Genomic DNA, 23,912 nt, shown 5'->3' with positions numbered 1-23,912 from the left:
AAAACCGAGCTGCGTCGCTTCAGGTCCGGGCGCGGATCCGCATGTCTGCGAGGGTGTCAAGCCCAGGCGGATGATGCTGATGCATGCCGGGGACTCGCGGGCCGCGAGACCGGTTCCGGTCGCTGCTGGCGCTCGCCGCGCGTTGAGCGGAAGAACCTCGACATTGCGATCGCTGACCTGCGGCCAGTGAAGTCGCCGCGTCAGCGCTTCGGGTTGCGACGATCTCTCGCGATTCCTGCTCGGAAGGCCTTGCGATCCGCGGATCGCAGCCATGCCGATCTGACAACTTTCCGATCCAACGAAGCGATTGACCGGATGGCATGCCAAGGACGATACGCCATGAAGCCGCCGAACGAAAAGCTGCCGCTGCCGGCAGTCGGTTCCCTGGGAGGGCAGGATGCCCTCGTTCGCGCCGCCCTCGTCGGCAGTTACGACCGCCTGCGCGGCTATTTGCAACGACGCTTTGGTGGCAAGGGGGAAGCGGAGGAGGTGCTGCAGGCCTTCATGTTGCGCGCACTCGAGCGGTCCGGCGACGTTCGCGACGCGGATTTGGTGCGAGGCTGGCTGAGCAGGGTGTTGGCGACGACCATCGCCGACTTCCACCGCAAGGCATCGAGGAACAGGACGCGGGAGATGCCGTTCCCGCATGAGCTCAACGATCGCCTCGCGGCCGATCAGGACGCCGCGGCGAATACCGTGGTCTGCGAGTGTCTTTACATCCATCTGTCCCTGCTCAAGCCTGAGCATGCCGAAGTCATCCGACGGATCGATCTCGCCGGCGAGCCGCGGGAGCTGGTTGCTGCCGATCTGGGGGTGACCGTGAACAATTTGACGGTTCGGCTTCACCGCGCACGACATGCGTTGAAGGAGCGGCTCGAGCAGACCTGCGTTGTCTGTCTTGAGGAGAGCTTCTGGGAGTGTCGCTGCGCCGACAACCGAGGTCCGGCCTAACCCGCCTCGCGGCGACGGCTGCCGCTGCCTTCGCGCTGGGCGAGCCGGCTGCGATGCAGCGCGAACAGCTCCAGCACCTTGTCGGCGGGCTTGGCGGCGCTGAACAGATAGCCCTGCATCTCGGAACAGCCGAGCGCGCGCAGCAGGCGCTGCTGCTCCTCGGTCTCGACGCCCTCGGCCGTGGTGGTCATGCGGCGGGCGGCCGCGAGATTGACGACGGCCTGGACGATGCTGGCGGAGCCGTCGGGACCGGCGATGTCGTCGACAAAGCAGCGGTCGATCTTGATCTTGTCGAACGGGAAGCGGTGCAGATAGCTCAGCGACGAGTAGCCGGTGCCGAAATCGTCGAGCGCGATGCGCACCCCGATGGCCCGTAGCTGGTGCAGGATCGTCAGCGCGGCATCGTCGTCGCGGATCAGCACGGCCTCGGTGATCTCGAGCTCCAGCCGGCTTGCCGGCAGGTTCGAAGCGGCGAGCGCCGCCATGATCTTCAGCGCCAGCGTGCCGCTCTTGAATTGCACCGGCGAGACGTTGACGGCGAGGCGAATGTCGTCGGGCCAGCTCGCCGCGTCCCGGCAGGCGGTCGCCAGCACCCACTCGCCGATCTCGTTGATCAGGCCGGTGTCCTCGGCGATCGGGATGAACTCCGCCGGAGAGACCATGCCGCGCTCGGGATGGCGCCAGCGCACCAGCGCCTCGCAGCCGGTGATGCGATCGTCCTTCAGGCTGAGGCAGGGCTGGTAGTAGACCTCCAGCCCCCCTTGGGCGATGGCGTGGCGCAAATCGCTCTCGAGCTGCCGGCGTTCGCGGGCCTTGGCGTCCATCTCCGGCTCGAAGAAGCGATAGGTGCGGCGTCCGGCGGATTTGGCGGCGTACATCGCCATGTCCGCGTTCTTGAGGATCTGGTCGAGCGCGGTGCCGTGTTCAGGGGCGAGCGCGATGCCGATGCTGGCGTCGGTGATGAGATGATGGCCCAGGCAATCGAACGGCGACCGGATGGCCTCGAAGATGCGGGCGACGAGCTCGTTGACCTGGTCCAGCGACGTCACCGCGCTCTGGACGATGGCGAATTCGTCACCGCCGAGCCGCGCCACGAAATCCGCTGGCCCCGTACAGCGGCGCAGGCTCGCGGCAACCGATTTCAACAGCTCGTCTCCGACGAGATGGCCGAGCGCGTCGTTGACGCCCTTGAACTCGTCGATGTCGATGTAATGCACCGCGATCTCTTCGCCGTTGCCGACAGCGGCGAGCTCTTCGCGCAGATGCTCGTGGAACATGGTGCGGTTGGGCAGATCGGTCAGCGCGTCGTAATGGGCGAGGTGGGTGATGCGCTCCTCGATGCGGCGGCGCTCGGTGATGTCCTCATGGGTTGCCACCCAGCCGCCGTCCGCCAGCGGTTCGTTGAGGATGTGAATCGAGCGGCCGTCGGAGGTCTCGACCACCATGGAGTTGCGCGCATGGATGCCTTTCAGCACGCGTGCGACATAGTCGTCGACGTCGCCCGTGAACGAACCGGTCACCTTGCGATGGGCGATGATGTCGTGGAAGCTGCAGCCGGGCTTCACGATCGCGGCCGACAATCCATACATGTCGATGTAGCGCTGATTGCAGACCACCAGCCGCCGCTCGGCGTCGAACAGCAGAAGGCCCTGCGTCATGTTGTTGACGGCGCGGTCGAGCCGCTGCTTTTCCAGGGTCAGCTGTTCCCGCGAGAGGCGGTGCTGCTCCAGCAGCTTGCGCACGACCGCGATAAGCACGCCTGCGATGGCGAGCGCGGAGGCGATGGCGACGGAGATCAGCATGCCGATCTGCTCGCGCCAGTCGGTCAAGGCCGACGCACGCGTCGTGGTGGCCATCATCAGGATCGGAAAATGCGGCAGTGCGCGCGAGGAGATCAGGCGATCTTCCCCGTCGACCGGGCTTACGAAGCGGCCGGCGAATTGGTCGAGGCCGAAAACCCTCTGCTGCTCGAACGAGCCGGTCTTGAAGTTTCGCCCCATCAATTCGCTGGAGCGCGGATAGCGGGCGAGCAGCGTACCGTCCCGATGCAGCATCGAGATCGTCCCGCCTTCACCGAGCGCGACGGAGGCGAAGAATTTCTCGAAATTGGCCGGCTCGATCCCGCGTCCGACGACACCGAGAAACTCGCCATTGGGGGCGATGATCTTGCGGGCCACCAGGATGGTCCACGCGCCGGAAACGCGGCTGTGCAGCGGCTCGATCAGGACGTCAGGCGAATTGGGATCATACTTGAACGTCCGAAAATAGGCGCGGTCGGCCATGTTGACCTTCGGCACCGGCCAGGCCGTCGATGAATTGATCAGATTGCCTTCGGCGTCGATGATGTTGACGCCGCCGATATAGGGCAGGGCCTCGATCTTCGAACGAAGCATCTTGTGGATGCCCTCGCCGGAGAGGCGTGCGCGGAAGTCTGCAACGCTGGCAATGCCGATCGAGCGCGCGTGGTCGACGAAGTCTCGCTGGATGACCGCGAAATCCTGCAATTGCTGGTCGAAATGATGCGCGAGCATCAGCACGGTGTTATCGAGCTCGCGGCCGGAATTGCGTAGCGCCCGCTCGCGGAAATTCTGCGCCATCAGGACTGAGCCTATGGCAATTGCTGCGATCAGCAGCGTGCCGCCCACCACCAGCCAGCGGATCGGTCCGCTGCGTACGAAGGCCTGGTCAAAGAGACGGTTGCCGAATCTCGTCATCATGCTGGATCATTGCCGTGCACACGTCAGGATCAATTCTTGGCCCCGCAAACATCCGTCGGTTTACGGGAACGGTGTGGAGGCGAAGTTAGGAAGCGCGGTTAATGCGATGTGAACGGCCGCGCACAAAAGCAATCGATGTGCAGGGCGCACACCATGCAGGAATTGCCGTGGGGCTCCCGCGATGCCGGTCAATTCCTGCCGGTCGCGCCGTCATCAAGAAAAACTTAACCATCTAACGTGTTGACGATCCTCGAACGTGCATTGGCACGTGATTTGCGAACATTGGCCAACGACGCAAAGAGGGACACGATCATGATGAACATTGTGAAGAGCTTCATTGCCGACGAGCGTGGCGCGACCGCGATCGAATACGGCCTGATCGCCGCCGGCATCGCGCTTGCGATCATCACCGTGATCAACGGCATGGGCTCCAGGCTCAACGCGAAATTCACGTCGATCAGCACGTCGCTGAAGTAACGATCACGCGCGATAGTGGCCGGACTTGCCGCCGAGCTTCTCGACGAGGTGGATGCCTTCGATACGCACGCCGCGCTCGACCGCCTTGATCATGTCGTAGATGGTGAGGCAGGCGACCGACACGGCCGTGAGGGCCTCCATCTCGACGCCGGTCGGTCCGGTCACCTTCACGCTGGCGCGGACCAGGCAGCCCGGCAGTTTCGCGTCGGGCTCGATGTCGAGCGTCACCTTCGACAGCGCGAGCGGATGGCAGAGCGGGATCAGCTCCGAGGTGCGCTTGGCGGCCATGATGCCGGCGATGCGGGCCGTGCCGAGCACGTCGCCTTTCTTGGCGTTGCCGGATACGATCAGGTCGAGCGTCGCCTTGGTCATGACGACGCGCCCTTCCGCGACCGCGAGTCTCTCGGTTGCGGGCTTGTCCGAGACGTCCACCATCCGCGCTTCGCCGGAGGCGCCGATATGGGTGAGGGCCGGGACGGCCTTCTTGGACGGCTTGCGCGCCATATCCTTGCGCGCCATCTCAGCGCGTGCCCGTCGCGCGCGGCGCCGTCTCGCGCGCGAGCAGCGTGCGCGTCGCCGCGGTGACGTCGGCCTGCCGCATCAGGCTTTCACCGACCAGGAAGGTCGACATGCCGACGCGCTCGAGCCGGGCGAGATCGGCGGGCGTGAAGATGCCGCTCTCGCCGACCATCAGCCGTTCCGCAGGGATCAGCGGCGCCAAGGCCTCGCTGGTGGCGAGCGTGGTCTCGAAGGTGCGAAGATTGCGGTTGTTGACCCCGATCATCGGCGAGCGCAGTTTCAGCGCCCGGTCGAGCTCGGCGCGGTCGTGGATCTCGATCAGCACGTCCATGCCGTAAGCGATGGCGGCGTCCTCGAGGTCCTTCGCGGTGGCATCATCGAGCGCCGCCATGATGATCAAGATGCAATCGGCGCCGTGCGCGCGGGCCTCGACCACCTGGTAGGTGTCGAACATAAAATCCTTGCGCAGCACCGGTAACGACGTTGCGGCGCGCGCCGCCACCATGAAGTCGAGATGGCCCTGGAACGAGGGCGTGTCCGTCAGCACCGAGAGGCACGCGGCGCCGCCCGCCTCATAGGCCTTGGCGAGAAGCGGCGGGTCGAAATCGGCGCGGATCAGGCCCTTCGACGGTGAGGCTTTCTTCACCTCCGCGATCAGCGCGAAGTCGCCCTGGGCATGCTTGGCCTTGATCGCGCCTACGAAGCCGCGCGGGACGCCTTGCGCCTTGACTTTCGCTTCCAGCGCCGAGAGCGGCTGCACGCGCTTGGCCGCGGCGATCTCCTCGCGCTTGTAGGTTTCGATCTTGGTCAGGATGTCCGACATGTCAGGCTCAGCCGTTCGAGACCGCGATCAGGTGCTTCAGCTTCGCGTTGGCCGCGCCGCTGTCGATCGATTTGGTGCCGATCGCGACACCTTCCTTGAGGTCCTTGGCGCGGCCGGCCACGACCAGCGCGGCGGCGGCGTTCATCAGCGCGACGTCGCGATAGGCGCTCGGCTTGCCGTCGAGCACGCTTTGCAGCGCGATCGCATTGGCGTCGGCATCACCGCCCTTCAGTGCGCCGGCCTCGCAGCGCGGCAGGCCGGCGTCCTCAGGCGTCACCTCGAAATTCCGGATCTCGCCATTGTGGAGCGCGGAGACGAAGGTCGGGCCGGTGAGGGTGATCTCGTCGAGGCCATCGGAGCCGTGCACGACCCAGGCGGATTGGGAGCCGAGATTCTTCAGCACCTGCGCCAGCGGCTGCACCCATTGCCGCGAGAACACGCCGACCATCTGCCGCTTCACGCCGGCAGGATTGGAGAGCGGGCCCAGCAGATTGAAGATCGTGCGTGTCGCCAGCTCGACCCGGGTCGGGCCGACATTCTTCATGGCGGGGTGATGGGCGGGGGCGAACATGAAGCCGATGCCGCATTCGCGCACGCAGCGCCCGACCTGCTCGGGCCTGAGGTCGATCTTCACCCCGAGCGAAGCCAGCACGTCGGCCGCGCCGGAGCGCGAGGACAGGGCGCGGTTGCCGTGCTTGGCCACCGGCACGCCGGCCCCTGACACGATGAAGGAGGCGCAGGTCGAGACGTTGACCGAGCCGGAGCCGTCGCCGCCGGTGCCGACGATGTCGACGGCGTCGGGCGGTGCCGTCACGGTCAGCATCTTGGAACGCATCGCCGTCACGGCGCCGGTGATCTCGTCCACGGTTTCGCCGCGGACGCGCAGCGCCATCAACAGGCCGCCCATCTGCGAGGGCGTAGCCTCGCCGCTCATCATGGCGTCGAAGGCTGAGGCGGCTTCGTCACGCGACAGGCTGGCGCCGGTCGCCACTTTTCCAATGATCGATTTCAGGTCGTCCATCGCGTGCTTTCAACTTACTGCTGGTTCGCGCCGGTCACCTGCGCGAAGGCGGCCTGATTAATGGTGGTCCCGATGTCGGTTTCAAGCTTGTTGACGTAGGAAGCGACCTGCTCCTCGGTCTGGGCGCGGTCGAGGCTTTCCTTCAGCTTCTTGAACGCGTCGGAGGCGGCATCGACCGCGGGATCGACGATGTCGGTGAGGCGGAAGACGATGACCTCGCTACCGCCGCTGACAGCCGTCTGCCCGACGCCGTCCTTGGCGGTGCGGAAGGCGGCCGTCACGACCGCCGCGGGCACGCCGGCGGGCGTGTCGTCGCGCTTGAAGCCGGTCGCGGTCTCGACCTTGGCGCCGATCGCTGCGGCTTCATCGGCGAGCTTGCCGCCCGCTTCGAGCTTCTGCACCATCTCGGTCGCCTTGGCCTTCAGCTTGGCCGCGATCTGGTCCTGGCGCCAGCGCGCCTCGACCTGGTCGCGGACCTCGTCGAGATTGCGGTCGCGCGAGGGCGTGATGGCGAGCACGTCGTACCAGACATAGCCGCCCTTGAACGAGATCGAGTCGTTGTCGACGCCGACATCGGTGTTGAAGGCCTGCGACACCACGTCGAGGCCTTGCGGAATGTTGGCGATCGGCTGACCGTTCGGGGCGCGGCCGGAGCGGTCAACGGCGTCGATGGTCATGGCGGTGAGGCCGAGCTTCTGCGCCGCGTCGATCACGCTGGCGCCGCCGCCACGCTCGTCTTCCATCTTGTCGCGGAGCTCGGCGACCTTGACGCGCGCGCGCTCGGTGGCGATCTCGCGCTTGATGTCGCCGACGGCGCTGGCGTAATCCGCCTCCTTGCCCGGCTCGATCTTGTCGACCTTGACGATGGACGTGCCGAGCGCCCCCTGGATCGGCTGGCTGATCTCGCCGGCGGGAAGCGCGAAGGCGGCTTCGCCAACCACGGCATCCAGCGAAGATTTGGTGACGAGGCCGAGGTCGATGTCGGAGGCGTTCAGCCCGCGCTCCTTGCCGAGGTCCTCGAACGACATGCCGCCGACGAGGCGCTCGCGGGCGGCCTGCGCGTCGGCGACGTTCGGAAACACGAGCTGCTGGATCTGGCGCTTCTCCGGCGTGCCGAGCCGGTCCTTGCGCTGCTCGAACGCCTTCTTGGCGTCCTCGTCCGAGACCTCGCTCCATTTGCCGATCTCTTCAGGCGAGACCATGACGAAGGCGATCTTGCGATATTCGGGCGCGCGGAACTGGACCTTGTGATCCTCGAAATAGGCGGCGAGCGTCTCGGGCGAGGGCGCATCGATGGTGCCTGCCTGGGCGGCGTCGAGCCTGACGAATTCGATGGCGCGCTGCTCGTTCTGGAAGCGCGTCAGCACGTCGAGCATGGTCTTCGGCGGTTCGAGGCCTGCGCCGATCGTGCCGGTGATCTGCCGGCGCAGCGACACCTTGCGCTGTTCGGCGACGTAGCGCTGCTCGGTATAGCCGAAATTGCGGATCATGGCCTGGAAGCGGATCGCATCGAAATTGCCGCCGACGCCCTTGAAGTTGGGATCGTTCATGATGAGCTGGCGGATCTGCTCGTCGGACTGACCTAGTCGGAGCCGGCGCGCTTCCTCGTCGAGGGCGGCTTCCGCGATGGTCTGCTGCAGCACTTGGCGGTCGAGGCCGAAGGCGCGCGCCTGGTCGGGTGTCAGCGGACGGCCGAACTGGCGGCTGATCTGTTGCAGGCGGTCGGTGTAGATCTGGCGGAACTCGTTCAGCGAAATCTCGGTGCTGCCGATCTTGGCCACCGTGGACTGCCCGAAGCCCTTGAAGATGTCGGCGATGCCCCAAATGCCGAAACTGACGATCAACACGCCCATCACCACGGCCATTATGGTTTTGCCGAGCCAGTTTGATGAGGCCTTGCGCATTCCTCGAAGCATTTGGTCCAACTTGTTTGAGCAGGAGGGGAACGGGAGCGCGTCTTAATGCAAATTCAGCAAAAGCGCCTCACCAAATTGATCCATCATCATAAAGTGGCGGCTTTCCCCCCGCAACCTCAGGTCCGGCGACCGCTGGAGACTGCGGTTAAAGGCCTCTGGTCTCTGGAACTGCCGCGGCAGCTCTGCTAGCGCATGCGCAAACCTCATTTCGCTGGAAATCGACATGACCGACGCTATCCGCCCTCTGATCGCCGGCAATTGGAAAATGAACGGCCTGAAGGCCCAGGCTGCCGAGTTCGACGCCATGCTCAGCGGCGCGGCAGATGTGGCCGCCAAGGCCGACCTGCTGGTCTGCCCGCCCGTGACCCTGGTTGCGGCCTTCGCCGGGAAGGCGGCGGGCAAGAAGGTCGCGGTGGGGGCCCAGGATTGCCATCCCAAGGCCTCCGGCGCCCATACCGGCGATATCGCCGCCGAAATGCTGGTAGATGCGGGCGCAACCGCCATCATCGTTGGCCATTCCGAGCGCCGGGCCGATCACGGTGAGGGCGATGGCCTGATCCGCCAGAAGGCCGAAGCCGCCTGGCGCGCCGGGGCAATTGCGATCGTCTGCATCGGCGAGACCCAGGCCCAGCGCGACGCCGGCCAGACCCTGGACATTCTGCGCGGCCAGCTCGCCGGCTCGCTGCCTGACGGCTCGACCGCCGCGAATCTCGTCGTGGCCTATGAGCCGGTCTGGGCGATCGGCACCGGCCTGACCCCCACGGCCCAGGATGTCGAGCAGATTCATGGATTTATCCGGGAACTCCTGACCTCCCGCTTCAAGGCCGATGGGAGCAAGATGCGCATCCTCTATGGCGGCTCGGTCAAGCCCTCGAACGCCGCCGAGCTGATGGCAGTCAAGAACGTGAATGGCGCGCTGGTCGGTGGTGCCAGCCTGAAGGCGGCCGATTTCCTTGCGATTGCCAAAGGCTGCCCCTAACTCATTCAAACCGTTGGTCCGGACCCGATCGGGGGTGGCAATGCCCCCTCCGATCGTGTAACACCGCGCAACTTCAGGAAAACCCGCGAAGCGCGATCGGCCGCCGTCAGGCGCCGCCCGCTTGTGACGGAAGGGCACTATGCAGACCGTTGTCATCGTCATCCACCTCATGATCGTCGCCGTCATGATCGGCGCCGTCCTGCTGCAGAAATCGGAAGGCGGAGGCCTCGGCATGGGCGGGGGCGCGGGCTTCATGTCGAGCCGGGGCACCGCGAACCTTTTGACGCGGACCACCGCGATTCTGGCCGCGGGCTTCTTCCTCACCAGCATGTTCCTGTCCTGGCACGCGGGCTACAGCCGTGCGCCGTCGTCGATCATCGGCACCCCGGCCTCGCAGGGCCAGCCGGCCGGCGGCTCGCCGATCGCGCCGCCGACCTCGGGTGGCATCCTGGATTCGCTGAAGAAGGCGGACGAGCAGCAGCAGGCGCCGGCTCCGACCGGCCCGCAGGTGCCGCGCTCGCAATAAAGCAGGGGGGCCATGCAGGGCGGCTGCTACCGTCCTGCATCAACAATCCCCATCAAGGCACTGTCACCACTCTTCGTTTTGGCTCACCCACAGGCCCGCAGAATCTTCGGGGCGGAATACGAATCGCTTTGGCGAATCGAATTTTGGGGATTAGAGGTTAAGTCCCATGGCGCGGTACATATTCATCACCGGCGGCGTGGTTTCTTCGCTCGGCAAGGGTCTGGCTTCAGCGGCACTCGGTGCGCTGTTGCAAGCCCGAGGCTACAAGGTCCGCCTCCGCAAGCTCGATCCCTATCTCAACCTCGATCCCGGAACGATGTCGCCGTATCAGCACGGCGAAGTGTTCGTGACCGATGACGGCGCGGAGACCGATCTCGATCTCGGTCACTACGAGCGCTTCACGGGCCGGCCTGCGACCAAGCAGGACAACATCACCACGGGGCGCATCTACCAGGACATCATCTCCAAGGAGCGCCGCGGCGACTATCTCGGCGCGACCATCCAGGTGGTTCCGCACGTCACCAACGCCATCAAGGAATTCGTCCTCTCCGGCAATGACGATTACGATTTCGTGCTGGTCGAGATCGGCGGCACCGTCGGCGACATCGAGGGCCTGCCGTTCTTCGAGGCGATCCGACAGCTCAAGAACGAGCTGCCGCGCGATCACGCCATCTATATCCACCTCACGCTGCTGCCTTACATTCCGAGCGCCGGCGAGTTGAAGACCAAGCCGACGCAGCATTCGGTCAAGGAGCTGCGCTCGATCGGCATCCAGCCGGACATCCTGCTCTGCCGCACCGATCGCGAGATTCCGAAGGAAGAGCGGCGCAAGCTGGGGCTGTTCTGCAACGTGCGCGAGAGCGCGGTGATCGAGGCGCGCGACGCCGACAGCATCTATGCCGTCCCCGAGGCCTATCACAATGCGGGTCTCGACGACGAAGTGCTGGCCGCTTTCGGCATCGAATCGCGAATCCCGCCGGTGCTCAAGAGCTGGCAGCAGATCAACGAGCGTATCCGCAACCCCGAGGGTGACGTCACCATCGCGATCGTCGGCAAATATACCGGCATGAAGGATGCGTATAAGTCGCTGATCGAGGCCCTCTCGCATGGCGGCATCGCCAACAAGGTGAAGGTCAACCTCGACTGGATCGAGAGCGAGATCTTCGAGAAGGAAGATCCGGCGCCGTTCCTCGAGCACGTCAACGGCATTCTCGTGCCGGGCGGTTTCGGCCAGCGCGGCGCGGAAGGCAAGATTCGCGCGGCGCAGTTCGCGCGCGAGCGCGACGTGCCGTATTTCGGCATCTGCTTCGGCATGCAGATGGCGGTGATCGAGGCGGCGCGAAACCTCGTCGGCATCGAAGACGCCAACTCCACCGAGTTCGGCCCCACCAAGGAGCCGCTGGTCGGCCTGATGACGGAATGGCTGCGCGGCAACGAACTCGAGAAGCGCTCGCAGGCCGGCGATCTCGGCGGCACCATGCGGCTCGGCGCCTATCCCGCCGCGCTGACCCGCGGCAGCCGCGTCTCGCAGGTCTATGGCGGCGCCACCGAGATCTCCGAGCGCCACCGCCACCGCTACGAGGTCAACACCGCCTACAAGGACCGCCTCGAGCAGCACGGCCTGAAATTCTCAGGCCTGTCGCCCGACGGCGTGCTGCCTGAGATCGTCGAGTACGAGGATCACCCCTGGTTCATCGGCGTCCAGTTCCACCCCGAGCTGAAGTCGCGCCCGTTCGAGCCGCACCCGCTGTTTGCCTCGTTCATTCAGGCGGCGATGGTGCAGAGCCGGCTGGTCTGATCGCTCAGCGCGCGGCGGAGTCGTCGCGCGCGGGATGCGTCGGCTCCAACGCGACCTGTGCCGAAGGTTCAGGTGCAAGCGATCCCGCAATCAGCTTCATTTGCGGCCGCCGTGTCAGCCTGTAGACGGCGGCGGGCGGCACGTTCAGCAGAGCCCGATCCACGAGCTTTGCGCGCAGGCCCAGCCGGTCGAGCACGGGCCGCGGCACCGGGCAGCTCATGCCGTAGGTAAACTGGTAGAAGGCGCCGCCGGGGCGGACATAGCTGAACGCGCCGCTGAGGATCGAGATCACCTTGCGCCTGCTCATGTTGAGCAGCGGCAGGCCGCTCACGACCGCGCCGACAGGGGCGCCGTCATAGAGGTGCTCGGTCGCGAGCCGGCCTGCGTCCATCCACAGCACGCGCGAACCGGGAAAGCGCATCTGCAAGAGCTTCATGAAGTCGGAGCCGTATTCGATCAGCGTGAGATCCTGCGGACGGACGCCGCGTTTGAGCAGCTTGTAGGTGAACGCGCCGGTGCCGGGACCGAGCTCGAGGATCGGCCCCGTCGTTGTACTGATCTCGCGCGTGATGAGATCGGCGAGTGCCGCGCCCGATGGTGCGATCGCGCCGACCCGACGCGGGGACGACATCCAGGACAGAAAGAAGGAAAGAAAATCGTTGGGCATGCGCACTCCGGGATCTTGGTTTGCACCTCATTGGAGGTGCGGCGCATGCAGTGTCGCGGGAGCGCATTGCGACAGCATTGCGCTGTCGGACGCGAAGACCAATTCGATTAGCTCTGTCGCACCTCCGGCAGCGTCATCCTGAAGCAGGCCCCGCCGTCCGGCGCGTCCGTTACCGAGACGTGGCCGCCATGCAGCTGCACGATCTCGCGCACCATGTTGAGGCCGAGGCCGGCACCGCGATCGAGCGGCGTCAGCCGATAGAACGGCTCGAAGATCTGGTCGCGCTGATCGGCGGGAATTCCGACGCCCTCGTCGGTGACCTCGATGCCCGCGGGCCTGCTGGCGCGAATTCCGATCGTGCCGTGGCGCGGGCCGTGCTGGATCGCGTTCTGCACGAGGTTCGTCAGCGCGCGCTCGAGCGCGGCCGCATCGCCCATCGTCTCGACCGGTGTCGCTGGCGCATCGAGCGCAAGTTCGTAGCCAGCCGAGATCGCGAGCGGGGCAAGGTCGGCGGCGACGCCTTGCGCAACGGCGGCAAGATTGACGCGCGTGAACGGATGGCCGCAGCGGTCGAGCCGCTGGATGTCGAGCAATTGCTCGGCAAGCGTCGCCAGCCGCGCGGCGTCCTCCAGCAGGCGGCTCTTGTCGGGCCCGGGGCTGAGCGACTCCAGGCGCGTGTTCAGGATTGCGATTGGCGTGCGCAGCTCATGCGCAGCATCGGCAACGAAGCGCCTGTGTCGGGCATAGCCCTGATCGAGCCGCGCCAGTGCGTCGTTGATCGCGGTCACGAGCGGCATGACCTCAAGCGGAATACGCTCCACCGGCAGCCGTGTGCCGCGCTGGTGGATATCGATGCGCCTGGCCTCGTCCGCCGCGGAATCGAGCCCCCGGAATGCGCGCCGCACGATCATCGGCGTCGCAATGAACGTCGCCGTTCCCATTAGCAGCAGGCCGGGCAAGGCGATTCCGAGGAATGCAAGGGATGTCGTGAACAACGCCTTGGCGCCGGTCAGACGCCCTTGTGTCGCCGTGACGATCTGCACGTTGCCAGCATCGGTGTCGACCCGCTTCAGCCGCGCGGCCGGCTTGCGCGGATCGTCCTCGAACAACTGCCAGCCGAGCCGCGCCTGACTGATCTGGTCGAGGCCGCTGCCGATCGCGGCGAATTCGGCCGGCACGATGCCTTCGCTCAGTGAGCGACCCTGGCGGTCGCGCACCAGGAACCAGAGGTCGGGTGTCTCGTCGCGCAATTGCTGAAGCTCGGCCGTCGGCCGCAGAGTCAATCCGCCCTGCGTGTCGCGCGCGAGCGCGCGCTGAACCACGTCGATGACGCGGTCTTCGTCGCGCTCGGCGAGCACGAAGCCGGAGGCGCACAACGCTCCGACCACGACAGCCACCAGTGCAAGGAGCAGCGCGGCCTGGAGCGAGAGCAGGCGCCAGCTCAGCCGCGAGCGCAGGCAATAGGGATCTTCGTGCGTGCCGATCGTGCTCATGGCAGCTTCTTGAGGAGATAGCCGACGCCGCGAATGCCGTGGATCTCGATGCCCGCATCAGCGTCCGCGAGCTTTCGCCGCAGTCGCGAGACATGCGTATCGAGCGCGTTGGACTGGATCTCGTCGTCGAAATTGTAGACAGCCTCTTCCAGCGCCGAGCGGAGCACGGTCCGGCCCATGCGGCGGATCAGGGCCTCGAGCACCAGCAACTCGCGGCGGGGAAGCTCAAACGACCCGCCGTCGATGCTGGCCTCGCGATGACTGAGGTCGAAGACAAGCCGGCCAGCACGGATGACGTCGGGAGAGAGGCCCGCCGGCCGCCGCAGCACGGCGCGCAACCGCGCGAGCAACTCCTCGACCGCAAATGGTTTTGCCAGATAGTCGTCGGCGCCGCTGTCGAGGCCGGCGATGCGGTCGGCGAGCTCGCCGCGCGCAGTCAACACAATGATCGGCACACCATCGGCGCGCGCGCGGAGCTTTGGGATCAAGGCGAGACCATCGCCGTCCGGCAGCTGACGGTCGAGCAGGACGGCGACATGGACATCGGCCGAAATGGCTTCCTCCGCCTCGGCCAGCGTCGGGGCGTGATCCACCACCATGTCGTAACGCTTTAGCGCCGAGGCCAACGCACAGGCCATTTCGGCTTCATCCTCGACCAGCAAAATACGCATGTGACGGGCACCTGAACCGCAACTGAGCCATTCTAGCGGCCTGATCATTGCGGCAGCATTGCGTGAGTCTGTTGCGCCGGAAGCTCCAGCCATGCGCAGAACGCCACAGAGGCTGCCGTGCGACGCTCAAGACACCGTCCGGGGCAGCCGCTATAACTGCCGCGCCTGTTCAGGGAGGAACAAGAATGATCTACGAAATGCGCGTCTATCGCTGCGTGCCCGGCCGCCTGCCGGCGCTCTTGAAGCGGTTTGAGACCGCCACGCTGAAGATCTGGGAGAAGCACGGCATCAAGCAGGCCGGGTTTTTCACGACGATGATAGGTGAATCCAATCAGGAACTGACCTATTTCCTGGCCTGGGACTCGCTCGCCGAGCGCGAGAAGAAGTGGGGCGCCTTCATGACCGATCCGGACTGGATGAAGGCTCGTGCCGAGAGCGAAGCCGACGGCCAGATCGTCGGCAACATCGTCAGCCAGATCCTGACGCCGACCGCGTTCTCAGCGGTGAAGTAGCGGCCTCTGCTGCAGCGGGGACCTCTGGCGCAACCCTGATATTCTGATGGTCCGGGCCGAATGGGGTTGATCCGACCCCCATGGCGGCTATGGTCGCGCCGAAACGAGGGATTTGCCTTGAGCTCTTCGCATTCAGCGGCGCCGGTCGTCACCGTCGGAAAGGTCAAATTCGGCAATGATCTGCCGATCTCGATCATTGCCGGCCCCTGCCAGCTCGAAAGTCGCCAGCACGCGCTGGAGGTAGCCTCCGCGCTGAAGGAGATCGCCGCGCGGCTGAACATCGGGCTCGTCTACAAGACCTCCTTCGACAAGGCCAACCGCACCAGCGCGTCGGCGGCGCGTGGGCTCGGCCTTGCGCAGTCGCTGCCGATCTTCGCCGAAATCCGCGCCTCGCTCGGCCTGCCTGTCCTGACCGACGTGCATGAGGCCACGCAATGCGCCGAGGTGGCGGAGGCCGTGGACATCCTGCAGATCCCGGCGTTCCTGTGCCGGCAGACCGATCTCCTGCTGGCTGCCGCGGCGACCGGCAAGGTCGTCAACGTCAAGAAGGGTCAGTTCCTCGCGCCGTGGGACATGGCGAACGTCGTCGCCAAGATCACCAGCGCTGACAATCCCAACGTGCTCGTGACCGAGCGTGGGGTGTCGTTCGGCTACAACACGCTGGTCTCCGACATGCGTGCGCTGCCGATCCTTGCGCGCACCACCGGCGCGCCCGTCATCTTCGACGCCACCCATTCGGTGCAGCAGCCGGGCGGGAAGGGGGCCTCGTCGGGTGGTGAGCGGGAGTTCGTGCCGGTGCTGGCACGCGCGGCTGTTGCGGTCGGTGTCGCCGGCGTCTTCATCGAGACCCATCCGGATCCCGACCGGGCGCCGTCCGATGGTCCCAACATGGTGCCGCTGCGCGAGTTCGAAGGGCTCATCGCCCGGCTGATGGCGTTCGACGCGCTGGCAAAGAATCCGCGCTGATGCAGGAGAGCGAGGCGCGGCCGCACGATCACGGCTTGCCGACAGCGCTCTACGTCATCTCAGGGGCGAGCTTTGCCGCAGCGCTGTCGGCGCGCGCGCTCGATCCGGTGCTGCCGCACGTCGCCGAGGATTTTGGCGTTAGCATCGCGACCGCCGCCGGCTTTGCCGCTGTGTTCGCCTTCACCTTCTCGATCATCCAGCCCATCGTCGGCGCCGCCGCCGATCTGTTCGGCAAGACCCGGCTGATGATCGGGTGTCTCGCGCTGCTTGGCCTTGCCAACATCCTGGGCGCGCTCTCGTCCTCGTTCTCGGTCCTGTTCGCGACCCGCATCCTCGCCGGCATCGGCTCCGGCGGCGTGTTTCCGGTGGCGCTCAGCCTGACCAGCGATCTCGTCGGGCCGGAGAAACGCCAGGTCGCGATCAGCCGCACGCTGGCGGGCGCGATGACAGGCAATCTGCTCGGCGCCTCGGCCTCCGGCCTGATCGGCGATTTCCTCGGCTGGCGCGGTGTGCTGGCGGTGCTCGGTGTGCTCGTGATCGTGGCGTCGATCGCGGTTACCGCCGGCTTCCACGGCGCCAAGGTCCAGCCTCCGCCGAAGACCAGCCTGTCGGCGCTCAAGGCCGGCTATCGCACCATCTTCACCAATCCGAACGCCTATGTCTGCTACTCCGCCGTGTTCATCGAAGGCTGCTGCGTGCTCGGCCTGTTTCCCTACATCGCCTCGTTCCTGTTCGAGCTCGGGCAGACCTCGCTGTCGATCGCCGGCATCGTCATCGCGGGCTTTGCGGTCGGCGGGCTGTTCTACACGCTGACGGTGTCGCGTCTGCTGCCGTGGCTGGGTGTGAAGGGCATGATGATCTCGGGCATGACGCTGGTGGCATCGCAGCTCATTGCCGTCGCCTTCGGCCCGCGCTGGGAAGTGCAGGCCCTGAGCCTCATCGTGATGGGATGGGGCTTCTACATCGCCCATGGCTGTCTGCAGGTCTTCGCCAGCGAGCTCTCGGTCGAGGCGCGCGCCACCGCGCTGTCCCTGCATTCATTCTTCTTCTTCATGGGGCAGACCGTGGGACCGCTCGCCTATGGCTTCGGGCTCCAGCACGCCGGCAAGATGCCGACCCTGTTCGCGAGCGCACTGATCATGGTGGTGCTGGGCGTTGTCTGTGCCCGGTTGCTCAAGCAGCGGGCGCCGGCTGACGCGCGGCTCTGACGAAAGAGCGCGGAACCCGACAACTAAATCGGACGGCCCCGGCTTCGGCGTGCTACAGCCGGGGATGACAAAGTTTCTGATCGCCGCGCTGATCGTTATGGGCCCGGCCGCCGCGCAAACGTCCGAAGTGCAGCCCAAGCCCTCCGTGACGGATCGCGAGCAGGTGCAAGCCGACCGTGCGAAGGCGGCTGCCGAGGAAAGGAACGCGCCGACCGCGCGTCCATGGGACAGAGATGCCAGCGGCAAACGTCCCTGGGAAAGGTCATCCGTCACCAAGTAGCGCGCTTCGCTACGCCCGTCGTCTCAGCCCCGCCCGCGATAGGGCGCGACGCCTTGCTCGGGCACCCACAGGCCCCTGGGAACGCGGCCGGTCTGCCAGAACACGTCGATCGGAATGCCGCCGCGCGGATACCAATAGCCGCCGATGCGCAGCCATTTCGGCTTGATCTCGCTCGCGATGCGCTTGCCGATCATCACGGTGCAGTCCTCGTGGAAGGCGCCGTGATTGCGGAAGCTCGCGATGTAGAGTTTCAGGGATTTCGACTCCAGCAGCCACGGTCCCGGCGCGTAGTCGATCATCAGATGCGCGAAATCCGGCTGGCCAGTGACCGGGCAGAGCGAGGTGAATTCCGGCACGGTGAAGCGCACCAGGTAGTCGGTGCCCTTTTGCGGATTGGGCACGCGGTCGAGCTTTGCCCTTTCGGGCGCATCCGGCCATTCCACGGCGTGGCCAAGCTGCAGGGCAGCCGGGTCCAGGCTTGAGTTTTTCGATTTGCTGGGCTTTTTCGACATCAGTCCGCCTCCGAGCGGCCCTCTTACCCAATCATCCGGCAGCCGTCACCCGGCCTTTTCCACGTCGATGCATTGCGGTAGAAGCACCGCCAACTGCCCCCCCTTTGTTTCTCGAAATGAGGCTCTCATGACCGCCATCATCGACATCATCGGCCGCGAAATCCTGGACAGCCGGGGTAATCCTACCGTCGAGGTCGATGTCGTGCTGGAAGATGGCGCGCTCGGTCGCGCCGCGGTGCCGTCTGGCGCGTCGACGGGTGCCCATGAAGCCGTGGAACTGCGCGACGGCGACAAGGCCCGCTACCTCGGCAAGGGCGTCACCAAGGCGGTCGGCGCCGTCAATGGCGAGATCTTCGAGGCCCTGAGCGGCCTCGATGTCGAGCAGCAGGCTCAGATCGACCAGATCATGATCGACCTCGACGGCACGGCGAACAAGAGCCGCCTCGGCGCCAACGCCATCCTCGGCGTCTCGCTCGCCTGCGCCAAGGCGGCCGCTAACTCGCTCGACATGCCGCTCTACCGCTACGTCGGCGGCACCTCGGCGCGCCTTTTGCCGGTGCCGATGATGAACATCATCAACGGCGGCGTGCATGCCGACAACCCGATCGACTTCCAGGAATTCATGATCCTGCCGGTCGGCGCCTCGTCCTTTGCCGAGGGCCTGCGCTACGGCGCGGAAGTCTTCCACACGCTGAAGTCCGAGCTGAAGAAGGCCGGCCACAACACCAATGTCGGCGACGAGGGCGGCTTCGCTCCGAACCTGCCGTCGGCCGACGCCGCGCTGGAGTTCGTCATGAACGCGATCGGCAAGGCCGGCTTCAAGGCGGGCAGCGATATCGTGCTCGGCCTCGACTGCGCCTCGACCGAGTTCTTCAAGGACGGCAAATACGTCTATGAGGGCGAGGGCAAGACCCGCTCGATCTCCGAGCAGGCCAAGTACCTCGGCGACCTCGTCTCGCGCTATCCGATCGTCACCATCGAGGACGGCATGTCGGAAGACGACATGGACGGCTGGAAGGAGCTCACCGACCTCATCGGCAAGAAGTGCCAGCTGGTCGGCGACGACCTTTTCGTCACCAACGTCAAGCGCCTCGCCGACGGCATCAAGACCGGCCGCGCCAACTCGATCCTGATCAAGGTCAACCAGATCGGCACGCTGACCGAGACGCTCGCCGCCGTCGAGATGGCGCACAAGGCCGGCTACACCTCGGTGATGTCGCACCGTTCGGGCGAGACCGAGGATTCCACCATCGCCGACCTCGCGGTTGCCACCAACTGCGGTCAGATCAAGACCGGCTCCCTTGCGCGCTCCGATCGCACCGCCAAATACAACCAGCTCCTGCGCATCGAGCAGCAGCTCGGCAAGCAGGCGTTGTACGGCGGCAAGGCGGCACTGAAGGCGCTGGCATAGGCCAGCGTCATCGCGCGAGCCGCGAAAAACCAAGACAGGGGAGGATCGACATGAGCGACGGCACATCCGGACTGCAACTGCGTTCGCTGCTCAAGAACAGCGGCGAGCTGGAAGTGTCCCTCGTGGAGATCCCGACGCCGGAGCCGGCCGACGACGAGGTCGTGGTTCGCGTCGAGGCGACGCCGATCAACCCGTCCGACCTCGGGCTCCTGATCGGGCCGGCCGACATGTCGGCCGCCAAGGCCTCCGGCACCAAGGAGCGGCCAGTCATCACCGCGACGATGCCGGAGGCGGCGATGCGGATGATGGGCGCCCGGCTCGATCAATCGCTGCCGGTCGGCAACGAGGGCGCCGGCACGGTGATCCGGACCGGCTCGTCGGATGCGGCGAAGGCGCTGATGGGCAAGATCGTGTCGATGATCGGCGGCGCGATGTACACGCAGTACCGCGTGCTGAAGGTCCGCGACGTGATGGAACTGCCGGCGGGTACCACGGCCGCGGACGGTGCGTCCTGGTTCGTCAATCCGCTGACCGCGCTCGGCATGACCGAGACGATGCGGCGGGAGGGCCACAAGGCGCTGGTGCACACCGCGGCTGCGTCCAATCTCGGCCAGATGCTCAACAAGATCTGCATCAAGGACGGCATCGGCCTCGTCAACATCGTCAGGAGCAAGGAGCAGGCCGACATCCTGCACAAGATCGGCGCCAAATATGTCGTCGATTCCAGCGCGCCCAGCTTTACGGACGATCTCACCAACGTGCTGGTCGAGACCGGCGCTACGATCGCGTTCGATGCGATCGGCGGCGGCAAGCTGGCGAGCCAGATTCTGACCGCGATGGAAGTCGCGGCCAACAAGACCGCGAAGGAATACAGCCGCTACGGCTCCAACGTGTACAAGCAGATCTACATCTACGGCAGCCTCGACAATCGTCCGACCGAATTGAGCCGGTCGTTCGGTCTGACCTGGGGCGTCGGCGGATGGCTGCTGACGCCGTTCCTCCAGAAGATCGGTCCGGCCGAGATCGGTCGCCTGCGCCAGCGCGTCGCGTCCGAGCTCAAGACCACTTTCGCCAGCCACTACACCAAGGTGGTGTCGCTGACCGAGGTGCTCGATCCCGCCAACATCGCGGTGTACGCCAAACGCGCCACCGGCGAAAAATTCCTCATCAACCCAAATAAATAATCGCGATCTGCGACGGCAGGTCACCGCAGGAAGGTCTTGCCTTCTGAGCCCAGCGGCGGATTATTCCGCCGCCATTGAATGCGGAAAACCGCAAGGGCTCAGAAGGGGACATCTCCATGACCGATCTCAATCGCCGTCATCTGCTCGCTGGCGCTGCCGCCCTCGGTGCGGCCGCCGCGACCGGGCTTCGCCCGACCATGACCCATGCCGCCGTGCCGCCAGCCGGGACACAGGCGCCGGGCTTCTATCGCTACAAGGTCGGCAGCTACGAGTGCACCTCGATCAACGACGGTGCGCGCACTTTCCCGATGCCGGACAAGTTCGTCGCCAACAAGCCGAAGGAAGAGGCGCTGGCCGCGGGTGAGGCGGCCTACATGCCGAAGGGCATGGTCACGGTGCCGTTCAACCCGCAGCTCATCAACACCGGCTCCAAGCTGGTCCTGATCGACACCGGCAACGGCATTGCGAATTTCGAGGCGAGCAAGGGCGCGGTCGGCCGTACGCTGCAGAACCTCCAGGCCGCGGGCGTCGAGGCGAAGAACATCGACGTGGTGCTGCTGTCGCATCTGCATCCCGATCACACCAACGGCATTCGCCTCGCCGACGGCGCGCTCGCATTCCCCAATGCCGAGATCATGGTGCCGGGCAAGGACTGGGAATTCTGGACCAGCGAGGACAACGCCGCCAAGGCCGAGTCCAACCCGATGATGAAGAACTACTTCGCCAACGTGAAGAAGACCTTCGCCGGCCTCGAGTCCAAGGTCACCAAATACGAGTGGGGCAAGGAGGTCGCGCCGGGCATCACCTCGATCGCAACGCCGGGCCATACGCCGGGCCACACCTCGTTCGCGGTCGCATCTGGCGATGCCAAGGTGCTGATCCAGTCCGACGTCACCAACATTCCGGAATTCTTCCTGCGCAATCCCGATTGGCACGTGATGTTCGACAATGATGCCGCGCTGGCGCAGGAGACGCGCCACAAATTCTACGACATGGCAGCGGCCGAGAAGGCGACGGTGATCGGCTTCCACTTCACCTTCCCGTCGGTCGGCCATGTCGAGAAGGACGGCGCCAAATACCGCCTGATTCCGTCGGCGTGGAATCCGACGATCTGAAGGGGAACCAGTACGAGAAACGTCAGGCCGCCTTCGGGCGGCCTGATTGTCTTGGGCGACCATCCCCTTTCGCGAAACGCTGGGTTTCCAAATCGGGTCGGTTCATGCACTTGCATCCATTGCCCGGGATCGCTTAAGTGCCGCCGGCACTTCCCCTCAAGGTTCAAGGACACCTCATGGCCTATAACATCGTCACGATCGCCGGCAGCCTGCGCAAGGAGAGCTTTTCGCTGAAGATCGCCAATGCGCTGGCCAAGCTCGCGCCTGATACCCTCAAGCTCGAGGTCATCACGCCCGCAGGCATCTCGTTCTTCAACCAGGACCTCGAGGGCGCGCCGCCGGCGGACTGGCTGGCCTTTCGCGACAAGCTCCAGAAGTCGAACGGCGTCCTGTTCATCACCCCCGAATACAACCGCTCGATCCCGGGCGTCCTCAAGAACGCCATCGACGTCGCCTCGCGCCCCTATGGCAAGAGCTCGCTGCTCGGCAAGCCGGTCGGCATCATCTCGAACTCGCCGGGCCCGCTCGGCGGCGTCAGCGCGGCCAAGCATCTGCAGAACATCCTGCCGGGCATTTCCGGCTCGCTGCTCCAGCAGCCGGAAATCTACCTCAACGCCGTCGGCGATGCCTTCGATGCGAACGGAGAACTGACCAAGGACTCCCTGAAGACCGTGCTGCAGCAGTACATCGACGCCTTCGCCGCCCACGTGGCGAAGCACCAGGGCTGAGCCCGCACTCTCTCCGTCATGGCCGGGCTCGTCCCGGCCATCCACGTTCTTGCTTTGCCGCGATGAAGAACGTGGATGCCCGGGGTAAGCCTGGGCATGACGACGGGTTGTCGGGGGCGATTAGCACTCCCTTAACCAACCTGTCCCATCTTCCCAGGATGGTCTCCCGCGCGCGCCTGAAATCGATCCTGACCGGTCTTGCCCTCTATGCGATGGCGGCCGCCATCGTCGGCTATTTCGGCGTCAACGCCTATACCGGCAAATACGGCCTCAACGCCCGCCAGGAACTCGACCAGGAGATCATCGCGCTGACCAGCGAACTGGCCCAGCTCAAGCGTGAGCGGGCCAGGAGCGAGCAGCGGGTGTCGCTGCTGCGCTCCGAGCGGATCGACCCCGACATGCTGGACGAGCGGGCGCGCTTTCAGCTCGACTACGTCAATCCGCGCGATCTCGTGCGGATGATCCCGGCGAAGTAGCGCGTTTCGCAAGCTTCGAAACCAACGGCGAAAGCCGCTCCTGAAATCCGACTCCTCCTTCGAAGGTCGTAATTTCGGAACTGTAAGTTGCCTTGACGGCAGCCCGGCGGCGGGCCCATGGCTTCTGCGACGCTCACTGAAGTTGACGAAGATCAAACAGGCGGCGCGGGCACGTCATAGTCTGTCATCCGGAGGAAACTGTGATGAATGGGTCAATGCCCCGGCATCACGCGGCCCGTGTCGAGGCCGCCATTGCGTCAGGCCAGGCGGCTCGGTCCGCGCTCGTGGCCTCATGGCGCCGTTCCTCCAGATTGCATCATCTCGATCCCGGCGGCCGCACTTCGCCGATGCGGCTGACCGAAGCCGAGTTGCACCAGGCGCGTGAGCGCGTCGCGGCGCTGCTGGCCGCCGCGCAGGGCGCGATGGACCGGCTCTATCAGGCCGTCGGCGCGAGCGGCTGCTGCGTGCTGCTCGCCGATGGCGAGGGCGTGCCGGTCGATCGCCGCGGCACGGTGGCGGACGACGCGACCTTTCAATCCTGGGGCCTGTGGACCGGTGCGCTCTGGAGCGAGGAGCACGAAGGCACCAACGGCATCGGCACTTGTCTGGTCGAGCAGCGTCCGCTGACGATCGACCGCGACCAGCATTTCTTCACCCGCAACACGCTTCTGAGCTGCACCGCCGTTCCGATCTACGATCATGAGGCGGGGCTCGCGGGCGTACTCGACGTGTCCTCCTGCCGCGCCGACCGGACCGATGCATTTTCCAGCCTGATCGCGCTGGTGGCAGGCGAGGCGGCCAGGCGCATCGAGGCTGATCTGTTCCGCAGGGCCTTCGCCCACGCCCGCATCGTGCTGACGCAAGCCGCGGACGGCCAATGCGGAGGCCTCGTTGCGGTCGACGCGGACGATCTCGTGATCGGCGCGACCCGCTCCGCACGCGCAGCGCTTGGTATCGCTCCG

At 65.4% G+C, this 23,912-nt stretch carries 24 protein-coding genes; 15 read left to right on the top strand and 9 right to left on the bottom strand.

The features are described 5' to 3' along the window. The first annotated feature begins 339 nt into the window (after positions 1-339). Complete coding sequence (locus SE92_RS04725; RefSeq protein WP_063194694.1) at positions 340-951, top strand: RNA polymerase sigma factor; 612 nt, start codon at positions 340-342, stop codon at positions 949-951. Here the strand turns inward: SE92_RS04725 and SE92_RS04720 are convergent. Next, positions 948-3,668 carry a bifunctional diguanylate cyclase/phosphodiesterase gene (locus SE92_RS04720; RefSeq protein ID WP_063194693.1) on the bottom strand — a complete coding sequence of 907 codons (2,721 nt, stop codon included), beginning with the start codon at positions 3,666-3,668 and terminating at the stop codon, positions 948-950. The two genes, SE92_RS04725 and SE92_RS04720, sit on opposite strands and share 4 nt — an antisense overlap. A gap of 312 nt (positions 3,669-3,980) precedes the next feature. On the opposite strand from SE92_RS04720, the gene SE92_RS04715 reads away from it, so the two are divergent. Next, a complete protein-coding gene (locus SE92_RS04715; RefSeq protein ID WP_063203349.1) occupies positions 3,981-4,145 on the top strand; it encodes a Flp family type IVb pilin in 165 nt (54 codons plus the stop codon). A gap of 3 nt (positions 4,146-4,148) precedes the next feature. Here the strand turns inward: SE92_RS04715 and moaC are convergent, their stop codons facing one another. Genes moaC through SE92_RS04695 form a run of 4 tightly spaced genes read right to left on the bottom strand, consistent with a single transcriptional unit; the run spans position 4,149 to position 8,424 of the window. Next, entirely contained in the window at positions 4,149-4,664 is a 516-nt protein-coding gene (gene moaC / locus SE92_RS04710; protein WP_063194692.1) for a cyclic pyranopterin monophosphate synthase MoaC, read from the bottom strand. A gap of 1 nt (position 4,665) precedes the next feature. Further along, positions 4,666-5,487, bottom strand: a complete 822-nt coding sequence (gene trpC / locus SE92_RS04705) for an indole-3-glycerol phosphate synthase TrpC (RefSeq protein WP_063194691.1) — start codon at positions 5,485-5,487, stop codon at positions 4,666-4,668. Between the two features lie 7 nt (positions 5,488-5,494). Continuing rightward, positions 5,495-6,508, bottom strand: a complete 1,014-nt coding sequence (gene trpD / locus SE92_RS04700; RefSeq protein ID WP_063194690.1) for an anthranilate phosphoribosyltransferase — start codon at positions 6,506-6,508, stop codon at positions 5,495-5,497. A 14-nt stretch (positions 6,509-6,522) separates the two neighbouring features. Beyond that, a complete protein-coding gene (locus SE92_RS04695; protein ID WP_063194689.1) occupies positions 6,523-8,424 on the bottom strand; it encodes a peptidylprolyl isomerase in 1,902 nt (633 codons plus the stop codon). 223 nt (positions 8,425-8,647) lie between these two features. Between SE92_RS04695 and tpiA the strand changes: the two genes are divergently transcribed. The 3 genes from tpiA (at position 8,648) to pyrG (ending at position 11,727) form a co-directional block, all read left to right on the top strand. Further along, positions 8,648-9,403 carry a triose-phosphate isomerase gene (tpiA, locus tag SE92_RS04685; protein WP_063194687.1) on the top strand — a complete coding sequence of 252 codons (756 nt, stop codon included), beginning with the start codon at positions 8,648-8,650 and terminating at the stop codon, positions 9,401-9,403. A gap of 139 nt (positions 9,404-9,542) precedes the next feature. Continuing rightward, on the top strand, positions 9,543-9,929 hold the full coding sequence (gene secG, locus SE92_RS04680) for a preprotein translocase subunit SecG (RefSeq protein ID WP_028136194.1): 387 nt from the start codon (positions 9,543-9,545) through the stop codon (positions 9,927-9,929). 166 nt (positions 9,930-10,095) lie between these two features. Continuing rightward, positions 10,096-11,727, top strand: coding sequence for a CTP synthase (pyrG, locus tag SE92_RS04675; protein WP_063194686.1), 1,632 nt, complete (start codon positions 10,096-10,098; stop codon positions 11,725-11,727). A gap of 4 nt (positions 11,728-11,731) precedes the next feature. Here pyrG and SE92_RS04670 read toward each other — a convergent pair whose 3' ends face one another. The 3 genes from SE92_RS04670 to SE92_RS04660 form a co-directional block, all read right to left on the bottom strand. After that, the gene (locus SE92_RS04670) at positions 11,732-12,394 is read right to left on the bottom strand and encodes a class I SAM-dependent methyltransferase (protein WP_063194685.1); all 663 of its coding nucleotides are present in this window, start codon (positions 12,392-12,394) and stop codon (positions 11,732-11,734) included. A gap of 107 nt (positions 12,395-12,501) precedes the next feature. After that, the gene (locus tag SE92_RS04665; RefSeq protein ID WP_157095840.1) at positions 12,502-13,878 is read right to left on the bottom strand and encodes a sensor histidine kinase; all 1,377 of its coding nucleotides are present in this window, start codon (positions 13,876-13,878) and stop codon (positions 12,502-12,504) included. Positions 13,879-13,883: 5 nt separating this feature from the next. Further along, positions 13,884-14,558, bottom strand: a complete 675-nt coding sequence (locus SE92_RS04660) for a response regulator transcription factor (protein ID WP_063194683.1) — start codon at positions 14,556-14,558, stop codon at positions 13,884-13,886. A 185-nt stretch (positions 14,559-14,743) separates the two neighbouring features. Between SE92_RS04660 and SE92_RS04655 the strand changes: the two genes are divergently transcribed. The 4 genes from SE92_RS04655 to SE92_RS04640 all read left to right on the top strand — a co-directional run bounded on the left by SE92_RS04655 (position 14,744) and on the right by SE92_RS04640 (position 17,524). Then, a complete protein-coding gene (locus tag SE92_RS04655) occupies positions 14,744-15,070 on the top strand; it encodes an NIPSNAP family protein (RefSeq protein WP_063194682.1) in 327 nt (108 codons plus the stop codon). A 117-nt stretch (positions 15,071-15,187) separates the two neighbouring features. Next, entirely contained in the window at positions 15,188-16,036 is an 849-nt protein-coding gene (gene kdsA / locus SE92_RS04650; protein ID WP_157095117.1) for a 3-deoxy-8-phosphooctulonate synthase, read from the top strand. Next, positions 16,036-17,244, top strand: a complete 1,209-nt coding sequence (locus SE92_RS04645; RefSeq protein ID WP_063194680.1) for an MFS transporter — start codon at positions 16,036-16,038, stop codon at positions 17,242-17,244. The genes kdsA and SE92_RS04645 overlap by 1 nt, the downstream gene beginning before the upstream one ends. 64 nt (positions 17,245-17,308) lie before the next feature. Beyond that, positions 17,309-17,524: a hypothetical protein gene (locus SE92_RS04640; RefSeq protein ID WP_063194679.1), complete on the top strand. Its 216-nt coding sequence runs from the start codon at positions 17,309-17,311 to the stop codon at positions 17,522-17,524. Between the two features lie 23 nt (positions 17,525-17,547). Here SE92_RS04640 and queF read toward each other — a convergent pair whose 3' ends face one another. Next, complete coding sequence (queF, locus tag SE92_RS04635) at positions 17,548-18,036, bottom strand: preQ(1) synthase (RefSeq protein ID WP_063194678.1); 489 nt, start codon at positions 18,034-18,036, stop codon at positions 17,548-17,550. 127 nt (positions 18,037-18,163) lie between these two features. On the opposite strand from queF, the gene eno reads away from it, so the two are divergent. The 6 genes from eno to SE92_RS04605 form a co-directional block, all read left to right on the top strand. Beyond that, positions 18,164-19,447, top strand: a complete 1,284-nt coding sequence (eno, locus tag SE92_RS04630; protein WP_063194677.1) for a phosphopyruvate hydratase — start codon at positions 18,164-18,166, stop codon at positions 19,445-19,447. 50 nt (positions 19,448-19,497) lie between these two features. Continuing rightward, positions 19,498-20,631 carry a zinc-binding dehydrogenase gene (locus SE92_RS04625; RefSeq protein WP_063194676.1) on the top strand — a complete coding sequence of 378 codons (1,134 nt, stop codon included), beginning with the start codon at positions 19,498-19,500 and terminating at the stop codon, positions 20,629-20,631. Between the two features lie 116 nt (positions 20,632-20,747). After that, positions 20,748-21,746, top strand: a complete 999-nt coding sequence (locus SE92_RS04620; RefSeq protein WP_063194675.1) for an MBL fold metallo-hydrolase — start codon at positions 20,748-20,750, stop codon at positions 21,744-21,746. Between the two features lie 176 nt (positions 21,747-21,922). After that, positions 21,923-22,474: an NADPH-dependent FMN reductase gene (locus SE92_RS04615; protein WP_063194674.1), complete on the top strand. Its 552-nt coding sequence runs from the start codon at positions 21,923-21,925 to the stop codon at positions 22,472-22,474. 158 nt (positions 22,475-22,632) lie between these two features. Beyond that, positions 22,633-22,950, top strand: a complete 318-nt coding sequence (locus SE92_RS04610; RefSeq protein ID WP_028141594.1) for an FtsB family cell division protein — start codon at positions 22,633-22,635, stop codon at positions 22,948-22,950. Positions 22,951-23,153: 203 nt separating this feature from the next. After that, the coding region (locus SE92_RS04605; RefSeq protein ID WP_063194673.1) for a GAF domain-containing protein at positions 23,154-23,912 on the top strand (759 nt) is incomplete at its 3' end.

Origin of the sequence: Bradyrhizobium sp. AT1 (genome assembly GCF_001590795.1) — a bacterium.
In the GTDB taxonomy this organism is placed as follows: Bacteria; Pseudomonadota; Alphaproteobacteria; order Rhizobiales; family Xanthobacteraceae; genus Bradyrhizobium.
Note: the sequence above shows the minus strand (reverse complement) of the source record. Positions and strands in the feature narration are given on the sequence as shown.

Bases quoted from the DNA above. Each gene is read 5' to 3' on its own strand.
- SE92_RS04725 (WP_063194694.1), top strand. From the start codon at position 340: ATGAAGCCGCCGAACGAAAAGCTGCCGCTGCCGGCAGTCGGTTCCCTG.
- SE92_RS04720 (WP_063194693.1), bottom strand. From the start codon at position 3,668: ATGATGACGAGATTCGGCAACCGTCTCTTTGACCAGGCCTTCGTACGC.
- SE92_RS04715 (WP_063203349.1), top strand. From the start codon at position 3,981: ATGATGAACATTGTGAAGAGCTTCATTGCCGACGAGCGTGGCGCGACC.
- moaC (WP_063194692.1), bottom strand. From the start codon at position 4,664: ATGGCGCGCAAGGATATGGCGCGCAAGCCGTCCAAGAAGGCCGTCCCG.
- trpC (WP_063194691.1), bottom strand. From the start codon at position 5,487: ATGTCGGACATCCTGACCAAGATCGAAACCTACAAGCGCGAGGAGATC.
- trpD (WP_063194690.1), bottom strand. From the start codon at position 6,508: ATGGACGACCTGAAATCGATCATTGGAAAAGTGGCGACCGGCGCCAGC.
- SE92_RS04695 (WP_063194689.1), bottom strand. From the start codon at position 8,424: ATGCTTCGAGGAATGCGCAAGGCCTCATCAAACTGGCTCGGCAAAACC.
- tpiA (WP_063194687.1), top strand. From the start codon at position 8,648: ATGACCGACGCTATCCGCCCTCTGATCGCCGGCAATTGGAAAATGAAC.
- secG (WP_028136194.1), top strand. From the start codon at position 9,543: ATGCAGACCGTTGTCATCGTCATCCACCTCATGATCGTCGCCGTCATG.
- pyrG (WP_063194686.1), top strand. From the start codon at position 10,096: ATGGCGCGGTACATATTCATCACCGGCGGCGTGGTTTCTTCGCTCGGC.
- SE92_RS04670 (WP_063194685.1), bottom strand. From the start codon at position 12,394: ATGCCCAACGATTTTCTTTCCTTCTTTCTGTCCTGGATGTCGTCCCCG.
- SE92_RS04660 (WP_063194683.1), bottom strand. From the start codon at position 14,558: ATGCGTATTTTGCTGGTCGAGGATGAAGCCGAAATGGCCTGTGCGTTG.
- SE92_RS04655 (WP_063194682.1), top strand. From the start codon at position 14,744: ATGATCTACGAAATGCGCGTCTATCGCTGCGTGCCCGGCCGCCTGCCG.
- SE92_RS04645 (WP_063194680.1), top strand. From the start codon at position 16,036: ATGCAGGAGAGCGAGGCGCGGCCGCACGATCACGGCTTGCCGACAGCG.
- SE92_RS04640 (WP_063194679.1), top strand. From the start codon at position 17,309: ATGACAAAGTTTCTGATCGCCGCGCTGATCGTTATGGGCCCGGCCGCC.
- queF (WP_063194678.1), bottom strand. From the start codon at position 18,036: ATGTCGAAAAAGCCCAGCAAATCGAAAAACTCAAGCCTGGACCCGGCT.
- eno (WP_063194677.1), top strand. From the start codon at position 18,164: ATGACCGCCATCATCGACATCATCGGCCGCGAAATCCTGGACAGCCGG.
- SE92_RS04625 (WP_063194676.1), top strand. From the start codon at position 19,498: ATGAGCGACGGCACATCCGGACTGCAACTGCGTTCGCTGCTCAAGAAC.
- SE92_RS04620 (WP_063194675.1), top strand. From the start codon at position 20,748: ATGACCGATCTCAATCGCCGTCATCTGCTCGCTGGCGCTGCCGCCCTC.
- SE92_RS04615 (WP_063194674.1), top strand. From the start codon at position 21,923: ATGGCCTATAACATCGTCACGATCGCCGGCAGCCTGCGCAAGGAGAGC.
- SE92_RS04610 (WP_028141594.1), top strand. From the start codon at position 22,633: ATGGTCTCCCGCGCGCGCCTGAAATCGATCCTGACCGGTCTTGCCCTC.